19 protein-coding genes are annotated in these 19,846 nt (G+C 64.4%); 14 read left to right on the plus strand and 5 right to left on the minus strand.

All coding sequences use genetic code 11. The annotated features are described in order from the left end of the window. Positions 1-174 precede the first annotated feature (174 nt). Together QRN25_RS01725 and QRN25_RS01730 are read left to right on the plus strand one after the other, a co-directional pair. The gene (locus tag QRN25_RS01725) at positions 175-690 is read left to right on the plus strand and encodes a nitroreductase/quinone reductase family protein (protein ID WP_285017107.1); all 516 of its coding nucleotides are present in this window, start codon (positions 175-177) and stop codon (positions 688-690) included. An 8-nt stretch (positions 691-698) separates the two neighbouring features. Continuing rightward, the gene (locus tag QRN25_RS01730) at positions 699-1,862 is read left to right on the plus strand and encodes an FAS1-like dehydratase domain-containing protein (protein ID WP_008833096.1); all 1,164 of its coding nucleotides are present in this window, start codon (positions 699-701) and stop codon (positions 1,860-1,862) included. 129 nt (positions 1,863-1,991) lie between these two features. Here the strand turns inward: QRN25_RS01730 and QRN25_RS01735 are convergent, their stop codons facing one another. Further along, positions 1,992-2,834, minus strand: a complete 843-nt coding sequence (locus QRN25_RS01735) for a PhzF family phenazine biosynthesis protein (protein ID WP_285017110.1) — start codon at positions 2,832-2,834, stop codon at positions 1,992-1,994. A 163-nt stretch (positions 2,835-2,997) separates the two neighbouring features. Between QRN25_RS01735 and QRN25_RS01740 the strand changes: the two genes are divergently transcribed. The 6 genes from QRN25_RS01740 to QRN25_RS01765 all read left to right on the plus strand — a co-directional run bounded on the left by QRN25_RS01740 (position 2,998) and on the right by QRN25_RS01765 (position 8,231). Next, entirely contained in the window at positions 2,998-3,420 is a 423-nt protein-coding gene (locus QRN25_RS01740) for a glycine zipper 2TM domain-containing protein (protein WP_008833098.1), read from the plus strand. Between the two features lie 232 nt (positions 3,421-3,652). Continuing rightward, complete coding sequence (locus tag QRN25_RS01745) at positions 3,653-3,979, plus strand: glycine zipper 2TM domain-containing protein (RefSeq protein WP_008833099.1); 327 nt, start codon at positions 3,653-3,655, stop codon at positions 3,977-3,979. 289 nt (positions 3,980-4,268) lie between these two features. Further along, the gene (locus tag QRN25_RS01750; protein WP_008833100.1) at positions 4,269-5,006 is read left to right on the plus strand and encodes an SDR family oxidoreductase; all 738 of its coding nucleotides are present in this window, start codon (positions 4,269-4,271) and stop codon (positions 5,004-5,006) included. Between the two features lie 64 nt (positions 5,007-5,070). Beyond that, entirely contained in the window at positions 5,071-6,318 is a 1,248-nt protein-coding gene (locus tag QRN25_RS01755) for a class I SAM-dependent methyltransferase (RefSeq protein WP_271184654.1), read from the plus strand. A gap of 75 nt (positions 6,319-6,393) precedes the next feature. Next, positions 6,394-7,614 (plus strand): argininosuccinate synthase, encoded by a 1,221-nt coding sequence (locus QRN25_RS01760; protein WP_285017114.1) that lies wholly within the window; start codon positions 6,394-6,396, stop codon positions 7,612-7,614. Between the two features lie 155 nt (positions 7,615-7,769). Next, complete coding sequence (locus QRN25_RS01765; RefSeq protein WP_285017116.1) at positions 7,770-8,231, plus strand: septal ring lytic transglycosylase RlpA family protein; 462 nt, start codon at positions 7,770-7,772, stop codon at positions 8,229-8,231. A 73-nt stretch (positions 8,232-8,304) separates the two neighbouring features. Here the strand turns inward: QRN25_RS01765 and QRN25_RS01770 are convergent, their stop codons facing one another. Then, positions 8,305-9,510 (minus strand): hypothetical protein, encoded by a 1,206-nt coding sequence (locus QRN25_RS01770; RefSeq protein ID WP_285017118.1) that lies wholly within the window; start codon positions 9,508-9,510, stop codon positions 8,305-8,307. Between the two features lie 350 nt (positions 9,511-9,860). Between QRN25_RS01770 and QRN25_RS01775 the strand changes: the two genes are divergently transcribed. Beyond that, complete coding sequence (locus QRN25_RS01775) at positions 9,861-11,558, plus strand: retron Ec67 family RNA-directed DNA polymerase/endonuclease (RefSeq protein WP_285017120.1); 1,698 nt, start codon at positions 9,861-9,863, stop codon at positions 11,556-11,558. Positions 11,559-11,706: 148 nt separating this feature from the next. Here the strand turns inward: QRN25_RS01775 and QRN25_RS01780 are convergent, their stop codons facing one another. Further along, positions 11,707-11,961, minus strand: a complete 255-nt coding sequence (locus QRN25_RS01780) for a hypothetical protein (protein ID WP_285017121.1) — start codon at positions 11,959-11,961, stop codon at positions 11,707-11,709. A 107-nt stretch (positions 11,962-12,068) separates the two neighbouring features. Further along, positions 12,069-15,068: an excinuclease ABC subunit UvrA gene (uvrA, locus tag QRN25_RS01785; RefSeq protein ID WP_285017123.1), complete on the minus strand. Its 3,000-nt coding sequence runs from the start codon at positions 15,066-15,068 to the stop codon at positions 12,069-12,071. Between the two features lie 168 nt (positions 15,069-15,236). On the opposite strand from uvrA, the gene QRN25_RS01790 reads away from it, so the two are divergent. From QRN25_RS01790 to QRN25_RS01800, 3 genes are all read left to right on the plus strand, one after another. Next, positions 15,237-16,232 carry a hypothetical protein gene (locus QRN25_RS01790; RefSeq protein ID WP_285017125.1) on the plus strand — a complete coding sequence of 332 codons (996 nt, stop codon included), beginning with the start codon at positions 15,237-15,239 and terminating at the stop codon, positions 16,230-16,232. 114 nt (positions 16,233-16,346) lie between these two features. Further along, the gene (locus QRN25_RS01795; protein WP_285017127.1) at positions 16,347-16,754 is read left to right on the plus strand and encodes a hypothetical protein; all 408 of its coding nucleotides are present in this window, start codon (positions 16,347-16,349) and stop codon (positions 16,752-16,754) included. A gap of 107 nt (positions 16,755-16,861) precedes the next feature. Further along, entirely contained in the window at positions 16,862-17,254 is a 393-nt protein-coding gene (locus QRN25_RS01800; protein WP_350224227.1) for a hypothetical protein, read from the plus strand. Between the two features lie 139 nt (positions 17,255-17,393). On the opposite strand, the gene QRN25_RS01805 is transcribed toward QRN25_RS01800, so the two are convergent. Beyond that, the gene (locus QRN25_RS01805) at positions 17,394-18,929 is read right to left on the minus strand and encodes an ABC1 kinase family protein (RefSeq protein WP_285017129.1); all 1,536 of its coding nucleotides are present in this window, start codon (positions 18,927-18,929) and stop codon (positions 17,394-17,396) included. Between the two features lie 119 nt (positions 18,930-19,048). Between QRN25_RS01805 and QRN25_RS01810 the strand changes: the two genes are divergently transcribed. Next, positions 19,049-19,636 (plus strand): septal ring lytic transglycosylase RlpA family protein, encoded by a 588-nt coding sequence (locus QRN25_RS01810; RefSeq protein WP_285017131.1) that lies wholly within the window; start codon positions 19,049-19,051, stop codon positions 19,634-19,636. A 49-nt stretch (positions 19,637-19,685) separates the two neighbouring features. After that, positions 19,686-19,844, plus strand: coding sequence for a hypothetical protein (locus QRN25_RS01815; protein WP_172705215.1), 159 nt, complete (start codon positions 19,686-19,688; stop codon positions 19,842-19,844). Positions 19,845-19,846 lie beyond the last annotated feature (2 nt).

Consider the following 19,846-nt stretch of genomic DNA (forward strand, 5'->3'; position numbering starts at 1 on the left):
GGCTTCGCCGCTCGCAATGACGATGCAGGGGTAGCCTCGGCCATGGTGGCGGTCTTCCGGCCCACTCCCCCAACCGCCCCGGCGATCACTGCCCGGCGTCCCCATTCGGGGTTGGACGCAAGGCTCTCCCCTCCCCCATCTTCGCGCCTCGGCTCGGGAGGAGAGGAGAAGCCCATGAGCGACGACACGTCGGCCGCGATCCGCGACACGCGCAAGGACTGGGTGGTCGAGCACCGCGACATGTACCTGTCGTCAGGCGGCGCGCAGGGCCACATCATGGACATCACGCCCGTAGGCGGCCGGTCCTTCGCCACGCACTGCCTGGTCAAGTACGTCGGCCGCAAGAGCGGCAAGGTCTTCATCACGCCCCTTTGCTACGCCGACATCGGCGGCGAGGTCGTGATCTGCGCCTCCAAGGGCGGCGCCGACCATCACCCTGCCTGGTATCTCAACATCCGCGAGGCCGAGACGGTCGACTTCCAGATCGCCACGCAAGCCTTCCGCGCCACCTGGCGCGAACCCGAAGGCGCCGAGCGCGACAAGGTCTGGGCCTTCCTGACCGACTGCCACCCCTTTTACGCGACCTACCAGCAATCGACCGACCGCGTGATCCCGCTGGTCATGCTCAAGGCCATCGAGCCGATCCCCGTATTCAAGGCCGAAGACGCCACCGGTACCCGCCAATTCTGAGAGAGCATATGAGCGACGATTTCGACTGCAGCGACATCGACAACCATCTCGGCAAGACGATGGACTTCTCGCCCTTGCGCGAGGCCATCGCCCCCAACGACATCCGCCGCTGGGTCCATGCGATGCATTACCCCAACCTCGCCCACTTCGATCCCGGCCATGCCGAGGCGAGCGTATGGGGCCGCCTCGTCGCGCCGCAGAGCTTCGCCATCGCGACGGACGACGGCCACGGCGCCGCGCCCGCCTGCGTCGGCAAGATCGCAAACTCGCACCTCCTGTTCGGCGGCGACGAGTGGTGGTTCTACGGCCCGCGCATCGAGCCGGGCGACGTGATCACCAACACCCGCATACCGTTCGACTACACGGTCAAGCAGACCGGCTTCGGCCCCACCTGCTTCCAGCGCGGCGACAACAACTACTCCAACCAGAAGGGCGAGGAGATCGCCCGCCAGCGCTCCACCTCGATCCGCTACCGCGCGGCGGCGGGCGGCGACAACGTCAAGACCGACGACTTCGAGGAGCCCGAATGGACCGACGAAGCGCTGGAGGAGATGGAGGAGCGCCGCTTCGCCTGGGTCCGCATGCTCCATGACCTCGGCAACAAGGAACGCTGGTGGGACGACGTCGCGGTCGGCGACCAGTTGCCGGAGCGCGTCTTCGGCCCCCACTCCATCGCCAGCTTCGCAACCGAGTGGCGCGCCTATATCGTCAACACCTGGGGCACGCTCGACTTGCGCAAGCAGGACCTCGAAGGCCTCGGCTTCACGCGCGAGATGGCCGGGTACGAGAACGACCCCGACATGCTCAAGGTGAACCCGTTCCTCACCGACGGCGCTTATTACGGCCCCTCGCGCGGGCACCTGTTCGCCAAGTATGCCCGGCGCATCGGCATGCCGCGCGGCTACGGCTACGGCGCGTCGATGGGCTCGTGGGTGACCGACTACCTTTCGGGCTGGGCGGGGCAGCACGGCATGGTGGTGCACTCAGTCGCCAACTACCGCGGCCCTGCGCTGACCGGCGACGTGACGATCCAGACCGCCGAGGTCACCGAGAAGTCGGTGGACGCAGACGGCCGCCATCTCATCCACGTCAAGCACCTGATGAAGAACCAGAAGGGCACGACAATGTGCACGGGCAGCGCGGAGGTCGCCCTGCCGAAGAAGACGGGCTGAATGACCACACTCCCCCCACACCGCTCATGCTGAGCTTGTCGAAGCATCGGGCCTGGCGCTTCGCCTCGGGGCCTTCGACAAGCTCAGGCTGAGCGGGGTGGGGAGAGTGCCATACGCAGCACAAACCTGTTACGCCGGGAACAACGCCCCGCCCGTCGCTACGGTCTCCACGCGCCCGGCGATCCAGACGTCGCCGCTCTCGTCCTGGGAGCAATAGACCAGCCCGTCCGCCCCGACCTTGCGGCCCTGCGCGGCGACATAGTTGCCCTCGGCCTGACCGCTCGCGAAAAGGTACTGCGCCACCGCCGCGTTGAGACTGCCGGTCACCGGGTCCTCGACCATCTTGCCTGCCGGATCGGCAAAGAACGCCCGCAACTCGAACTGCGCCGCACCACCCGGAGCGCACGGGCCCAGCAGCGCCACGTCGGTCCCCTTCGGCGCACGCGAGACGGGCTCAGCCGCCAGCACCGCCTCCGCCGAAGCAAGGTGCAGCAGCTTCCAGCCCGGCCCGTTGGCGGCATGGACCGCGGCGACGACTTGCGCCTCGTCCGTCCCGGTGAGGCGAAGCGTTTCCGCGCGGTCCTCGGCATCGAGCGGCCCCGACCGGATCAGCGGCGGCGCGCGGAACGCCAGCCGCTCGCCATCCCGGCGCACCTCGACGAGACCTATGCCACATTCCTGCACCACGCATCCGTCCTCCTTCGCCTTTCCTCCGGCGGCGAGCCACGCATGGGCGCTACCCAGTGTCGGGTGCCCGGCGAAGGGCAGTTCGCCCGCCGGGTAGAATATACGCACCCGGTAATCGGCCCCCGGGTCGGTCGGCGGCAGGAGAAAGGTCGTCTCCGAATAGCCCAGCCACTGCGCCAGGCGCAGCATCTGCGCGTCGCTCATCCCCTCACCGCCGCGCACGACCGCCAGAGGATTGCCACTGAGCGGGCCGGAGCCGAAGACGTCGATGAGATCGAGAAACATGGCATGCCTTTCGGAGCTAATTGCACTTTTGAACGTTTCGTCGCAGTCCGGGTCCATCTTGTCCCTTGCACTCCCGACCTGCCCGGCGGTTCATCGCGCGTTGCGAAGTGCGGGTCCAGATCGATCGGGTTCTCGAACAGGAATTTTCGCAGGAGTTTGAACCATGAAGAAGTCCCTGCTGGCGATGGCTGCGTTCGCCGCCACCATCACTGCCCTGCCCGTCGCGCCGGTGCTTGGCGACCCGCCGCCCTGGGCGCCTGCGCACGGTCGCCGTGACCATGACCGGTACGACCGCAATGACCGTCACGATCGCTACGACCGCCGTGACATGTACGATTCGCGCGGCCGGTATCGTGAACCGCGCCGCCTTACCCGCAACGACCGTGTCTGGCGCGGCAATGACGGGCGCTACTATTGCAAGCGCGACAACGGCACGACCGGCCTCATCATCGGCGCCGGCGTTGGCGCGCTGGCGGGGAACCAGATCGCCGGCCGTGGTGACAAGACCATCGGCACGATCCTGGGCGGCGTCCTTGGCGGAGCGCTGGGGCGCGAGATCGACAAGGGCGACATCCAGTGCCGCTGAACTGAGATTTCAGGCCCTGAGACGAGAAGCGCGCGGTCCGAAAAGGCTGCGCGCTTTCGCGTTGAGGTAGTATTTTTGTTTCCGAAAGAAACATTTCCCTCGCTTCATCGCTGTACCAGCGCAGTTCGTCACGGATTTCCAGCAGCGGCCGTTCGTTCATCTGACGTTGTGGATCAATGAACGAAAAGCCGTGTTACCAGATCATTCCCACGCTACGATGAGGGCACATATCATGCGTAAGACCATTCTCGCCGCCACTATGATGGCGCTCACCATTCCGGCGACCGTCGCTTTCACCGCTCCGGCAGAAGCACGCGATCACCGTCGTTACCACAACGACCGCGGCGTCAAGTACTGGCGCGGCAACAACGGCCGCTACTACTGCAAGAAGTCGAACGGCACCACCGGCCTGCTGATCGGCGGCGTCGCCGGCGCCCTTGCCGGCCGTGCGATCGACACCCGCGGTGACCGCACCGTCGGCACCCTGCTCGGCGCTGCCGGCGGCGCCGTCCTGGGTCGCGAGATCGACCGTGGCGGCGATCGTCCGCGCTGCCGCTGATCCTTATCCCCGGTCCCTTGCGAAAGGCGCGTCGTCCGAAAGGCGGCGCGCCTTTTGCTTTGTCCGTGCCGTGGCCCTCCGCCGGTGCGATCGGTGCATCCCGGCTTTCCTACAGCGGCTGGCTATGCTCCAATGCCGCCATGTTTCAGCGACTTGCATTCATGACCGGCTCGTCTGTCCTCGCTACGGAAAGCCCCCTTCGGAGAGGCGGGAGTTTCTCTTCAGGACAGTGTAAACCGTGTAAACCTGATGTGTCACCTTGTGAGGCCGCGCAGTGAGCCGCCCCGCCATGCTGGTGACCGGCGGCGCCAAGCGGATCGGCGCGACCATCGCCCGCGCCTTCGGAGCGGCAGGCTGGCATGTCGTGATCCACTACGGCCGGTCGCGGGCGCAGGCCGAAGCGCTCGCGGCGAGCCTGCCCAGCGCCGAGATCGTCTCGTGCGACCTCGACGACTGGGATGAAGGCCCTGCCATGGTCGAGGCGCTGGCTGCCCGTCTGAACGACTGGCGGGTGCTGGTGAACTGCGCGGGCGTCTTCGACCTCGACACCGCCGAAACGCTGGAACCGGATATCTTCACCGCCGCGATGCGGGTGAACGCTGCCACTCCCGCCCGGCTGGGACAGACGTTCCTTGCCCATGCCCGCACCTCCGCCGGCAGACGCCTGATCCACGTTACCGACCAGAAGCTGCTCAATCCGAATCCGGATTTCTTCTCCTACACCATGAGCAAGCACGCGCTTTCCGCGACGATCCCGATGCTTTCCATGGCCCGGCGGGCAGAGGAAGACCGCGTCTACGGCATCGCGCCGGGCGCCATCCTCGCCAGCCACGACCAGAACGAGGCGGAAGCCGAAATCTCCCACCGCATGAACCTGCTGGGCCGCCGTGCGACGCCCGAAGACGTAGCGGGGGCAGCCCTGTTCCTTGCCGGAGGCTGGCTCGACAGCGGCCAGACACTCTACGTCGATTCCGGACAGCACCTGCTGGCCCAGGAACGTGACGTGCTGTTTCTGGCGCGGGAGTAAGGATTGTGCATTTATCAACACAAGCCCCCTTGCATGCAGGTAATTACCCCCGCACAAACCCCTGATGGCACTCGGCATACTTGACCGCTTCCTCGAGCGCGGCGTCCGACAGGGCGTGCTCGAACTGGCCCGCCCCGACGGCTCCCTCCGTCGCTTTGGAACCCCCGCAGAAGGCTTTCCCCACGTCCGCATCCGCCTGACCGACAAGGGCGCCGAACGCCGCATCCTGCGCGATCCGCGCCTGGGCGCCGCCGAAGCCTTCATGGACGGTCAGCTCGAAGTCGAGCAGGGCGACATCATGAATCTCGTCTACCTGCTGCGCGCCAACGCGCGGTGGGACAAGGGCGGCGAACTGAAGGAACAGACCGCGCTCAAGAAGGTGCTTGGCAAGGCCGTCACCCTCGTCGACGGCATCAACCGCGCCGCCAGCGCCAAGAAGAACATCGCCCACCACTACGACGTGGGCAACGACCTCTACAACCTCTTCCTCGACATCGAGCACATGCAGTATTCCTGCGCCTACTGGCCCAGTGACGACATCACGCTGGAGCAGGCGCAGACCGCCAAGCTCGCCCACATCGCCGCCAAGCTGGCGATCGAGCCGGGCCAGAAAGTGCTCGACATCGGCTGCGGCTGGGGCGGCATGGCGATCTATCTCGCCAAGCACTTCGACGTTTCGGTCAAGGGCATCACGCTCTCCGAGGAACAGCTGGTGCTGGCCCGACAGCGCGCCGTGGAAGCGGGCGTCTCGGGCCGCATCGACTTCGAGTTGATCGACTACCGTGACCTCGCCGCGCGCGGCGACAAGTTCGAGCGCATCGTCTCGGTCGGCATGTTCGAGCACGTCGGCCAGGCCCAGTTCGACCGCTTCTTCCGCGACTGCGCGACGATGCTGGACGACGAGGGCGTGATGCTGATGCACACCATCGGCCGCATGGGCGGGCCCGGCTCAACCGACGCCTTCACCCGCAAGTACATCTTCCCCGGCGGCTACATCCCGGCGCTGAGCGAGACGGTGGAGGCCAGCGAAAAGGTCCGCCTGATCGCCACCGACGTCGAGAACCTGCGCCTCCACTACGCCAAGACCCTGCGCGAATGGTACAAGCGCTGCGTCGCCAACAAGGAGGCCATCGTCAAGCTGCATGACGAGCGCTTCTACCGCATGTGGATCTTCTACCTCTCCGGCGCGACCGCCGCCTTCGAGAGCGGCGGCATGTGCAACTACCAGATCCAGTACACCCGTTCGCGCCACGCCCTGCCCCTCACCCGCGACTACATCGCGGAAGGAGAGAAAGTGCTGCTGGGCGCGTAAACGTTGCGAAGTTTGGGCGCACCTGCTAGCCGCGCGCCCAAACTTCCACCGCTCATGCCGCGAAAGCCCGTGCCCATGTCCGACAGCATCAAGAAGGTCGTCCTCGCCTACTCCGGCGGCCTCGACACCAGCGTCATCCTCAAGTGGCTCCAGGTCACCTACAACTGCGAGGTGGTGACCTTCACCGCCGACCTCGGCCAGGGTGAGGAACTCGAACCCGCCCGCGCCAAGGCCAAGCTGATGGGCCTGCCGGACGAGAACATCTACATCGACGACCTGCGCGAGGAATTCGTGCGCGACTTCGTGTTCCCGATGATGCGCGCCAATGCCCGCTACGAAGGCGACTATCTCCTCGGCACCTCGATCGCCCGCCCGCTGATCTCCAAGCGCCTGATCGAGATCGCCCACGAGACCGGCGCCGACGCCGTCGCCCACGGCGCCACCGGCAAGGGCAACGACCAGGTCCGCTTCGAACTTTCCGCCTATGCGCTCGACCCGAACATCAAGGTCATCGCCCCCTGGCGCGAGTGGGACCTGACCAGTCGCACCGCCCTCATCCAGTGGGCCGAGCAGCACCAAATCCCCGTCCCAAAGGACAAGCGCGGCGAAAGCCCCTTCTCGACCGACGCCAACCTCCTGCACACCTCGTCCGAGGGCAAGGTGCTGGAAGATCCGTGGGAAGAGACCCCCGACTACGTCTACTCGCGCACCGTCAACCCGGAAGACGCGCCGGATGCGCCCGAATACATCACCATCGACTTCGAGAAGGGTGACGGTGTCGCCCTCAACGGCGTGGCGATGAGCCCGGCAACCCTGCTCACCCAACTCAACGACCTCGGCCGCAAGCACGGCATCGGCCGCCTCGACCTCGTCGAGAACCGCTTCGTCGGCATGAAGTCGCGCGGCATGTACGAGACGCCGGGCGGCGAGATCTACGCCCGCGCCCATCGCGGCATCGAGCAGATCACGCTCGACCGCGGCGCCGCGCACCTCAAGGACGAGCTGATGCCGAAGTACGCGGAGCTGATCTACAACGGCTTCTGGTTCGCCCCCGAGCGCGAGATGCTGCAGGCCGCGATCGACCACAGCCAAGCCCGCGTCAACGGCACCGTCCGCCTCAAGCTCTACAAGGGCAACGCCTCGGTCGTCGGCCGCAAGAGCGCCGACTCACTCTACTCCGAACGCCACGTCACGTTCGAGGACGATGCCGGCGCCTACGACCAGAAGGATGCGGCGGGCTTCATCAAGCTCAACGCCCTTCGTCTGCGCCTGCTGGCCCAGCGCGACGCCAAGTAAACATTGCCCCTAGGTTAACAGAGTCCGGCGGCCCGTTGCCAAAGCGCGACGGGCCGCTTTTGCCTATATGGCCTTCGGGGAACCGCACAGGTAGGACTCCCGCCATCGTCAACGACGAAGCGGGGTAAGTTTTGCAAGTTCGAGCCGTAAGCCTGATGGCGCTGTGCGCTGCCGTCGTCCTGCCCTTCGCAGGCCCCGCTCAGGCTGAAGCCCCGGTCGCTTCGCAAGCTCTCGTTCTTGCTCCTGTCGCTGGCGTCAACGCCGTCGCCGCCGCAGAAGTTCCCGCCGTCCTCACCGCGCCCGAGGACGACATCCAGGTCACTCCCATCGCAGGCGGCATCGCCAGCTTCTACGGCCGCCACCTCAAGGGCGCCCGCACCGCCAGCGGCGAGCGTTACGCGCCCGACGGACTGACCGCCGCGCACCGCACCCTGCCCTTCGGCACGCAGGTGCAGGTCACCAACCCGGCCAACGGCGAAGTCGTCGTCGTCACCATCAACGATCGCGGCCCCTTCCACGGCAACCGCGTGATCGACCTGTCCGACGCCGCCGCCGACGAACTCGGCATCACCCGCATGGGCAGCGGCAAGGTCGAACTGGCCGTCCTCGGCAACTGAGGCTGGGTTTTTCTGCGGGGGCTTCGACAAGCTCAGCCTGAGCGGAATTGATAGCATCCATCACAATCCCCGCTCACCCTGAGCTTGTCGAAGGGTGGATAGCACCGCCGCCTGATCTGAAGGAAAAAGGTCGGCCGGCGCAGCTGGGAGGGGGTGGGGGAAGCGCCGCGCCGGCCTTCACACTCGATAACAGCGAAGCCGGACAAGCGTTCCCGGCCCCCGAACACTTTTGCCCAGCCGTGCTTCCCCATCGACGAGGCGCGAGCAGGTTTACACGGTTTACACGGTCCAGAGCCGCAACTCCGCCACTGACCTCCATCTTGGCTTCCAGCGACTTGTATTCCATCGGCGCCGCGCCCTCCCCGCCCGAGAGCGCCCCGTCCACCCGGGCGAAAGCGCGCGCCTGCCAGCGATCCCACTGCGCGCCGCTCTCGCGCAGGAAAGGCCCGCGCACCGGCGCTTCCGGATAGTCCGGCGCCTCCCCCGCGTCCTCGGCCGCGATCTCCCCCTCGTCCAACGGCTGCACGTACCCGGCCGCGGCATCGATCGCATCCACCGCGTCGAGCCACGCCTCCCGCGCATCGCCGAACCGCGCCTCCCCCGCCGCCGCGACATAGTCCGCCCGCTCCGGAGGCAGCGCCGCGCCCTCCTCCATCTCCGGCACATCCACGCAAGGCTCCTCCCCGGCGACGAGCGCCAGCACCTCGTCGAACCGCTCGGCCAGAGCCTCATGCCCCTCGCCCGCCACATCGAGCCGCGCCAGATGCGCCAGCAACAACCGCGAGTCATACCGCCGCCGCACCCCGACCAGCTCCCCCCGGAACCACACCGCCTCCTCCACCCCATCGAGCGCCCGCGTCGCCAGCACCTCCTCGACATGCCGCCGCGCCAGCACCAGAGCCGCCGTCCACGCATCCGCAAACACCGCATCGCGCCGCCGCAGCAGATAAGCCGAAGTCCGGCTCATCCCCACGAAAGCACACGCGGCTCGCACGTCGCCCTTCTGCGAGAGTTGGTCGAGGAACCGCACCTTGCGGTCGGCGTCCCACGCCGTGTGAGGGACATAGGGAGAAGAGAAGATGCGAGGGCCATCGCCCTCGCGCTCCCGGCCCCTTTCCGCCGCGCCCGAGGCCGGCGAAGCGCCCGCCTGCTCGCCCGGAATACCAATGTCGCGCGAGGCGGGAACCCACCCCCGCCCGAACCGAGGTGCCTGTTCCTCCCCCAACGGGAGAGGGGGACCATCCGAAGGATGGTGGAGGGGCACGGGCTGGAGGGGCACAGGCCGATCCCCCGCCCCACCGTCGACACCGAAGCTGCTGGAAAAGTCCGTCATCGTCCACCTCGCGCAAGAGGAAAGCCACGAAAGACCACGACGCAGCCGGGACAGGCGCGTCGTGGGGGACGGATTAGTTATCGTATGTGGGGGAGTGTAGGAAAGTGAACATGGCGGATTGACAATCCCTCCATGATTGGGAAATGAAAAACGGCCCGTGGATAGAACTTTTTGCTTACGTTTCGTAGCAGTTGAGAAGTTAGCTGGCCCCGCTTGCTACCTCATAAAATCTTCCTCGATGAGGACCTTGATCATGACGACCGACACGCGTCGCATAGGAGTATCCACGGGCAATCATGCTTGATGAGCTGAAAAAAGCAGACACAATTTACGCCATTGCAGATTTGCTTGGATTTCAAGCAAAGAACTTAGCGTATGTCTTATATTCAATCCCATCATCTGAAAAATATACGGATTTTTGCATCAGCAAAAAGAATGGCGGAATTCGCACCATTTCCGCTCCGTGCCCGCAGCTTAAGCTCATCCAGAAACGACTTTCGGACATTCTCTACGAATGTAGAAAAGAAATTTCACTCGGGAAAAGCCAGATTCGTTCATTTGGCTTCGAAAGAGGAATTGGAACGTTTGAAAACGCATCGTGCCACAGAAAGAAACGCTGGGTTTTCAATGCCGATATCAGTAATTTTTTCCCATCATTTAATTTTGGACGCGTAAGAGGCTATTTCATAAGCAATAATGAATTCAATCTTCACCAAGATGTCGCCACAATTATTGCGCAAATAGCGTGCCACAATAATCAACTGCCACAAGGCTCACCCTGCTCGCCAATTATAGCAAATTTGATTTGTGGAAGTTTAGATTTTCGCCTTTCAAGGCTAGCGAAGCGCAATCGCTGTTCATTCAGTCGATACGCCGATGATCTAACGTTCTCGACAAACGAGAAGGATTTTCCCGAGCAAATTGCCAAACGATCAGATGATGCTCAAGGATGGGTTGCTGGCGACGTATTCGAAGATGTTATTGATAAAGCAGGATTTTCTTTGAACCCCGGCAAAAACCGTATGTCTCAAAAAAACAGCAGACAAATGGCGACCGGCCTCGTCACCAACTATATTATCAACTCTCCAATTGAAGAGCGAAAATTTTGCCGTTCAAGTGTGCATCGCCTATTAAATGGTATTGCCCTAACGCCTAAAATGTTCTGCGAAAGCTTTGGCCACAATTGTGATAATACGTCGGAAAAAACCCCAAATGCAATGGCTTCGCTAGAATCTCGACTGGTAAATTGCCACCAGATACGAGATAAATCAGATAAGCGTGATGACACCAAAAAGTTTTATCAACCAAACAGCATTACAGCGACGTTGCGCGATTTTTATTTTTTTAAATACTTTTCGAGACCAGGAAGGCCCATCATAATAACTGAAGGCGAGAGCGACATATGGTACTTAAAAGCTGGACTTAAATCATCTCCGCATTCGATCCAGCATTTGTGCTCAAAGGGCCAAGGAAATGACGCAGACATATTGTGCGATTTCTTTAATTTCCCTAAGTTACCTTCAAAGATAACCGGATTAAACGGCGGAACTGGAAATATAAAAATATTTCTAGAATTTTACCATAAATACCTGAAGAAGCTTAATTCAATCATCGAATGCCGACCAGTTGTTATTCTATTGGACAGCGATGATGGAATTTCCAAAGTGCTATCTTGTATAAAGACGCATTTTGGGTCCGATATAAAAATTGAATCTAATAAGGATTTTCACGCTTTTGGGCGCAACATGGCTTTAGTAAAAACGCCAGTGAGCCCAGCAAATAAAAAAACCGACGTAGAGGATTTCTTAGACCCATCTTTCACGAAAATGCCTATCGGCGGATTAACATTCACTAAGAGTGAAAATTACGATAGGTCTAAAAATTTCGGCAAAATGGCGTTGGGGAAATTACTTTATGACAATCGCCACACAGCTGATCACACACAACTTCATATCATATTGAATAGATTGTCGAACGCAATTGAGGCGATTTAATTATATTTCTAAAATACCTCAAAAATTTCGGGAGCGCGAGGGCGATGGCCCTCGCATTTCTACTTTCTTCTTCTCCCTTCACCTGAACCGCCTGTGCCCCTCCACCATCCTTCGGATGGTCCCCCTCCCCGGAACGGGGAGGAATGGCTCACCACTTCGCGCCGAGTTTCGCGATTTCGTCCAGCAGGGCCTGCTTGGAGGGCGTGCGGTCGGTCCCGGCGTTGCGCGGGAGTTGGGGAATGCCTCCAGCTTCCCGCCGCGCAGCAAGTTCCCCGCCCAATTCGGCCATGTCGATGACCGTTTCTTCGCGGGCACGCCATTCCGCCTTGCGACGCTCTATAGAGGCCGCCAGTTCTTCCAGTGTCAGCGGCGCGCGCTTGGTCTTGAGCGTCTTGAACGGCATGGCGCGATCATAACCGTCAGACGCGCAGCAGGGAAGCCGGGGGCTTTCACCTACCTCGCGCCTAAAGACGGCCAGCGGTCTCGGCCTTCGCCGGGACGACGGACTTGCTACTTCGCCCAGCTTCCCAGCAGGGGCTTGAGGTAGCTTCCGGTGAAGCTGCCTTTGACTTTCACCACCTCTTCGGGCGCGCCTTCGGCGACGATCTGGCCGCCGCGGACGCCGCCTTCGGGGCCCATGTCGATGATCCAGTCGGCGGTCTTGATGACGTCGAGGTTGTGTTCGATCACGACCACCGAGTTGCCCTGGTCGACCAGTCGGTGCAGCACTTCGAGGAGTTTGCGCACGTCTTCGAAGTGGAGGCCGGTGGTGGGTTCATCGAGGATGTAGAGTGTCTGGCCGGTGGAGCGGCGGGCGAGTTCCTTGGCCAGTTTCACGCGCTGCGCCTCGCCGCCGGACAGGGTCGTCGCCTGCTGGCCGACCTTGACGTAGCCGAGGCCGACTTCGTTCAGCATGTGCATCTTGTCGCGGATGGGGGGGACGGCCTTGAAGAATTCTTCGGCGTCCTCGATCGTCATGTCGAGCACGTCGGCGATGGACATGCCCTTGAACTTCACTTCCAGCGTTTCGCGGTTGTAGCGTTTGCCGTGGCATTCCTCGCACGTCACGTAGACGTCGGGCAGGAAGTGCATCTCGATCTTGATGAGGCCGTCGCCCTGGCACGCTTCGCAGCGCCCGCCCTTGACGTTGAAGCTGAAGCGGCCGGGCTTGTAGCCGCGCGCTTCGGATTCGGGGAGGCCGGCGAACCAGTCGCGGATCTGGGTGAAGGCGCCGGTGTAGGTCGCGGGGTTGGAGCGCGGGGTGCGGCCGATCGGGGACTGGTCGATCTCGATCACCTTGTCGCACTTTTCGAGGCCGGTGATCTTGTCATGCGCGCCCGCGATCACCCGCGCGCCGTTGAGTTGGCGGCTGGCGCCGGCCTGCAGGGTGTCGATGGTGAGCGAGGACTTGCCCGAGCCGGACACGCCGGTCACGCAGCAGAAGGTGCCGAGCGGGAACTTCGCGGTCACGCCGGTCAGGTTGTTGGCGCGGGCGTTCTCGACGGTGACGAAGTGGCCGTTGCCCTTGCGGCGTTCCTTGGGCACCTCGATCCGGCGGGTGCCGTTGAGGTACTGCGCGGTGAGGCTGTCCTTGCTCTTGAGCACTTGCTTGAGCGTGCCTTCGGCGACCACCTGCCCGCCGTGAACACCCGCGCCGGGGCCGAGATCGACGAGGTAGTCGGCGGTGCGGATGGCGTCCTCGTCATGCTCCACCACGATCACGGTATTGCCGAGGTCGCGCAGGCGCTTGAGGGTTTCGAGCAGCATGTCGTTGTCGCGCTGGTGCAGGCCGATGCTGGGCTCGTCGAGCACGTAGAGCACGCCCGAGAGGCCCGAGCCGATCTGGCTGGCGAGGCGGATGCGCTGGCTCTCGCCGCCCGACAGCGTGCCCGAGGTGCGGTCGAGGTTGAGGTAGTCGAGCCCGACGTTGTTGAGGAAGCCGAGGCGCTCGTTGATCTCCTTGAGGATGGCCTTGGCGATCTGCTGCTGCTGGTTGGTGAGCTTGCCTTCCAGCTGCCCGAACCACGCGAAGCCGTCCGCCACCGAGAGGCGCGCGGCGTCGGCGATGTCGCTGCCGGCGATCTTGACCGAGAGGGCCTCGGGCTTGAGGCGCTTGCCGTCGCAGGTCTCGCAGGGCTGCGCGGTCTGGTACTTGCTCAGTTCCTCGCGCATGAAGGCGCTGTCGGTCTGCAGCATGCGGCGATTGAGGTTGCCGATGACACCCTCGAACGCCTTGTTGACGGTGTATTCCTTGCGCCCGTCCTTGAAGGTGAGCGGCACGGCCTTGCCGCCGGTGCCGTAGAGGATCACCAGCTTGATCTCGCCGGGCAGTTCGTCCCACGGCGTCGTCAGGTTGAAGCCGAAGTGCGCGGCCAGGCTGGAGAGCACCTGCATGTAGTAGGGGCTGGGCGGGTTGGACTTGGCCCAGGGCACGATGGCGCCCTGCTTGAGCGTCAGGTGCTCGTTCGGCACGACCAGCTGCGGGTCGAACAGCAGCTTCTCGCCGAGGCCGTCGCAGGCCGGGCACGCGCCTTGCGGGGCGTTGAACGAGAACAGGCGCGGCTCGATCTCCTCGATGGTGAAGCCGCTGACGGGACAGGCGAACTTTTCCGAGAAGACGATGCGGTTGGCGGGCAGGCCGGCGTTCTTCATGCCCTTGGTAGCGGCAGCCTGGGCGGCGGGGGCTTCGACAGGCTCAGCCTGAGCGGATTTGGGAGATTTGGATTTATCTCCAACCTCCGCTCGTGCTGAGCTTGTCGAAGCACCTGCACCAAGCTCCGCCACCGTAGTATCCGCAAGGTCCACATAAGCCAGCCCCTCGGCCAGCTTGAGCGCCTGCTCGAAGCTGTCGGCAAGGCGGGTCTGGATGCCCTCCTTCACCGCGATGCGGTCGACCACGACCTCGATGTCGTGCTTGTACTTCTTGTCGAGCGCGGGGGCGTCCTCGATCGCGTAGAACTCGCCGTCGATGCGCACGCGGGTGTAGCCCGCCTTCTGCCACTCGGCGAGTTCCTTGCGGTATTCGCCCTTGCGGCCGCGCACCACCGGGGCGAGCAGATAGAGGCGCGTGCCTTCGGGCAGCGCCATCACCCTGTCCACCATGTTGGAGACCGTCTGCGCCTCGATCGGAAGGCCCGTGGCGGGGGAATAGGGAATGCCCACGCGCGCCCACAGCAGGCGCATGTAGTCCCAGATCTCGGTCACCGTCGCCACCGTCGAGCGCGGGTTGCGGCTGGTGGTCTTCTGCTCGATCGAGATGGCGGGCGAGAGGCCGTCGATATGCTCGACATTCGGCTTCTGCATCATCTCGAGGAACTGGCGTGCATAGGCCGAGAGGCTCTCGACATAGCGACGCTGCCCCTCCGCATAGATCGTGTCGAAGGCGAGGCTCGACTTGCCCGATCCCGAAAGCCCGGTGATGACGATCAGCTTCTCACGCGGAAGCGCGATGTCGAAGCCCTTGAGGTTGTGCTCGCGCGCGCCGCGCACGGTGATGTGGGTGAGACTCATGGGAGGCACATGTTCCAGATTTGTTCGCGCGCTTCAAGGGGCGCATCGCGGGTTTTGCCGTAGATGGGGTGCGGGGCGCACAAGGCAAGTCTTGTGGACATCTCCGCGCCCACTTGCGCGCCGCTTCACGAGGTGTCTAGTTCCCGCTGCGACTACGGGGGAATACCATTGCGATTTCTGAATCTTGCCCTCGCGGCGAGCGCGCTGGCGCTTACCGCGTGCGGAGGTGGCGACTCCGGTTCGGGCGGCGGCTCGACACCCACGCCTGCGCCGACACCGGCGCCAACGCCTGCCCCCACCCCGGCTCCGACGCCGACGCCGACGCCGACGCCGACCACCAGCTACGTCCTGACCGACTTCACGAGCGACTTCTGGTTCGATTCGGCTCTTGGCTACAATCTCAACTACACACTCGAACAGTCCGGCCCGTACCTTTACAACTACTTCAACGCCGGACAACTTCTGGGCGAAGGCGAGACTGCCACACTGCGTTACCGTCACGATCCCGAAGCGGTCGATTTCACGTACCGGAACACCTCGACGTCATTCACGGCGGCGGACCGGCAGCGATCGCTCTCTTACATGCTGTTCGAGAAGCCCGGCGATTATGTCGCACTCGATTGGGACACCCCCTCGCGTTACGCCACCACGGCGCTGCGTCGGGTCGAAACGACGAACACTACGGCGACCGCGATCTCGACCCCGGCCTACAACTTCCAACTGGCAATTTTCGGCAGCCCGTCCTCGCCCAGCGATCCCTTGCCCGATGGCCTTAGCTACGGCGGCCTGGCTATCGTGCGCGGCGGCACGCCCGGCTCGCGCGAGTTCGACATGTCGCAGGTCGGCGGTGGCCAGTCGAAGGTCTACTGGTCCTATACGCCGCCTGCCTACACCCCGTCCCCCTATGTGATCAGCGGCTCGATCCGGCTCGTGGTCGTCAGCAACCAGTCCGAACGCCAGGACGGGCTGCTCATCGCCGAGGGCTCGTTCGACCGCGCGACCAATACCGTGAGCGGCACCCTCACCGACAAGACCAACGGGTATTCTGGAACGTTCAAGGGGCGCATGTACGGACCTGACCGTGCCGAGCTTGGTGTGGTCTTCCAGTTCTCCCGCGACAGCGACGGTTCGAGATATTTCGGCCACTTCATCGGCACACGCTGAAGACGACGGGGCGGGGCATCCGGGCGACAAGCCGGAAACCCTGCCCTTTCGCGCACGTTTCTCCCGACGAACCGAAGCCGCTTCCATGGTGGCTCGCCAGATCAGGAGAAAGCCATGCGCCATATCCCGAAACTCGCCGCTGCGGCGGCGATCGCGCTCACCGTGCCGCACTTCGCTTCCGCGCAGGACACGACTGAGCGGCCCGCCGCCAGCGCACCCGAAGCGGGCGATCCGGAAGCAAAGCGCCGGATGCTCAATGCCGAGCAGGCCGCCGCCGCACAGGAACAGCTTGCGCGCAACGAAGCCAGCCGCTCCCAACATGACGCCGCCGTCGCCCTCAACGACATGAAGACCGCCCGCGATGCCGCCGCTTACGATGCCACGCTCGATCGCCACGATGCCGCCGAGCAGGACTATCGCACCGACCGCAAGCAGTGGGAGGTCAGGAACCCGGCTTGCTGGAACGGCAATGCCGCGAAATGCCCCGCCGACCCGCAGGCGCCCGGCTCCGGCGGCAGCTGATCGCCCTCGCCACGCGACGAACCGCTTGTCGCAAGTCCTTTGCAAGCCCCCAAGCCTGCTGGCAGATAGCGCCCATCGGGTGCGCCGATCAGGCTCAGGGGATTTGAATGATGGGGGCTGCAAAGCTGTTCGGGCGCATGGTGGCGCTGTCGTTGGTTGTGGGCATGGCTGCGCCGGTGCTTGCCGACGATCCGCGCGATCCGACCATGACGCCCGAAGCGATCGCCCGTGATGCCGCGACGATCCGCCGCATGAACCGCGATCAGCTGGACTATGTGCGCCAGCGCGATGCCGGGTATGCGCAAGGCTGGCGCGATTACGATTCGGCGCGCGGTCGGCGGGATGTCGAGGACGAAGGCTACGCCGCCGATCGCCGCGACTACGATACCGCCCGCGCCGACTATGCCGAAGAACGCCGCCGCTACGAACGCGAGATGCGTGAATGGCGCGAGGACGTCTCCGCCTGCCGAGCGGGCTATTACGAACACTGCGCGAGGTAAACCTCCTCCCTGTTCCGAAGGGATGGGAGGTGGCGCCGACGAAGTCGGTGACGGAGGGGTTTTCCTGCCCTCCCCCTCCACCACCGCCTGCGGCGGCGGTCCCCCTCCCCATCGCTGCGCGACGGGGAGGATTCGGAAGCTACATCAGCGCGGCGATCACCAGCGCCAGCGCATGAAGTGCAATCGCGCCGCCGACGATCACGCCCGCCCGGCTTATCGCCCGAGCCGTGCCGTCATCCTTGGCCGGGGCCTCGCGCTGCTCCAGCCGCGCCGTCGCCGCCCGCATCAGGCGCGGCGCATCGGCGGACAGGCGCGATGCCTCCAGCAGCAGCGCTTCCAGACGGTCCGGCCCGGCCAGCCGCGTCAGGCGCGAGGCGACGAGCCTCCCGCGCAGCGCCGTCAGCGCTTCGGACAGATCGAAGTCCGGGGCGATGCCCGCCAGCACGCCGTCCATCGTCACCATCGCCTTGAAGATCAGCACCAGGTCGGGCGGCAGCACCAGGCCCTCCTTGCGCAGCAGCGGAAAGAAGTCCGCCACCATCGCGTTTAGCACCAGCGCCCCGGTGCCATGCCGCGCGACCAGCCGCTCCGAGGCGGTCAGCAGGCGTTCGCGCGGCACTTCCCCAGCCTGCGACCATAGCCCCAGCATGTCCGCCACGCCGCCGGGATCGTTGCTGCGCAGGGAAAGGATGAAGGTCAGGAACTCGTGCTGGCGGCGCGGGCTGACGAATCCGACCGAACCGAGGTCGAGCAGCGCCAGCCGATCGCCCTGACCCGGCGCGGCGGGCGGCAGGCACAGCAGGTTGCCGGGGTGCGGGTCGGCATGGAAGCGGCCGTTGACGAGCACCATCTCCAGCACCAGCCGCGCGCCGAGCCGGGCGATGGCGGACGGGTCGATACCCTTTGCGCGCAGCTTTGCCGGATCGCGAGGTGCGGTGCCGTCGATGTAGTCCATCACCAGCACGCCCTCGCTCGTGTGCTGCCAGTGGATGCGCGGGACGATGGCCTCGGGGATCGCGGCGAGATCAGCGCGCAGCAGGTCGGCGTTGCGGCCCTCGTTGGTGAAGTCGAGTTCGTCGAGGATTTCGCGTCCCAGCTGGTCGATCATGGCGCCGGGCGTCATGCGCCGGGCCATCGCGCTTCTTGCCTCGACCAGCGCGGCAAGGTGGCGCAGCAGGCGCAGGTCCGCCTCCATCGCCTTGCGGATGCCGGGGCGGCGGATCTTCACCACCACCTGCGTCCCGTCATGCAGCGTCGCGCGGTGGACCTGCGCGATCGAGGCGGCGGCGAGCGGTTCGGTGTCGAAGGCGGCGAAGGCGGTCTCGGGAGGCTCCCCCAGCGCGGCCTCGACCGCAGGGCGCAGGCTGTCGAACGGAAGGCGCGGGGCATCACTCTGCAACTGCTCGAAGGCGGCGATCCATTCGTCGGTCAGCATGTCGCGCCGGGTCGCAAGGATCTGGCCGAGCTTCACGTACGTCGGTCCCAGCGCCTCCAGCGCGCGGCGGGTGCGGGCGGGCAGGTCCGCCTCCTCGCGCGCTTCACCGTCCCGGTTACCGGCCAGCCCCAGCCGCGCGAGCAGCGAGTCCAGCCCGAAGCGGGCGATCACCGCGCTCACTTCGGCCATGCGCGCCCGGTCGCGGGCGGCGACGGTCACGGTTTCGAGGATGGTCGGCATCGTGGCTCCTTGGTTGCAGGGCGCAAAACCTGCGGCGGCGACGGACGGTTCCGGCTTCGCTTGTGGAAAGCCGCACCGCCTGCGTTGGAGTGCAGGGCTTCGGGAGGTAGTCTCGCCGAATGCCCGGTCCCATCCGCAGCGCCCGCTTACGGAACATTGCCGTCCTGTCCCTCGCCGCCCTGCTCGCGGCTTGCGGCGGCGGGGTGAAGTACCGCCCCGTCAGCGACGTGCCCGTCCGCATCGGCCCTCCCTATAAAGTGCGCGGGGTGACCTACACCCCCGCCGCGCAGCCCGGCTACGACATGCTCGGCTATGCGACGTGGTATGGTTCGGAGAGCGGCAACCAGGTGGCCAACGGAGAACGCTTCCGCCCCGGCTGGATCACCGCCGCGCACAAGACGCTGCCCCTGCCCGCTTATGTGGAAGTCACCTCGCTCGACACCGGCAGGCGCATCATCGTGCGTATCAACGACCGCGGCCCGTATGGCGAGAGTGCGCGCATCATCGACCTTTCGCGCGGCGCAGCGGAGGAACTCGGCATCCGCGCGCAGGGCAAGGCGGCGGTGCGGGTCCGCGCCATCGAGCCCGACGAGAAGGACCGCGCCGCGCTGCGCAAGGGCAAGACCGCCAGGTCGCTCGCCCCGGTCCCGGCCCGCACGCTGTCCAATCTGCAGGAACAGTTCGCGCGCGGCGTCGGCACGCGCTGAGGGAACCGGACGCAAGCGCTGCGCGTTATCTCTCCAAAGGAGAGAGATGATGACTTCAGGCGCCGAAATTCCGTTCCGTCGCAGCCGTTTCGCCCGTGGCACGGGATCGCTGCTGTTCGACCGCCAGCGCGAGATGCACCAGCGCGAGGCGGAAAAGCGCGAAGAGCCCATGCGCATCTGGTCGAAGGGCCACTTCGTCGAAAGCTGACG

The sequence above is a fragment of the Novosphingobium sp. fls2-241-R2A-195 genome (assembly GCF_030209485.1).
Lineage (GTDB): Bacteria > Pseudomonadota > Alphaproteobacteria > Sphingomonadales > Sphingomonadaceae > Novosphingobium > Novosphingobium resinovorum.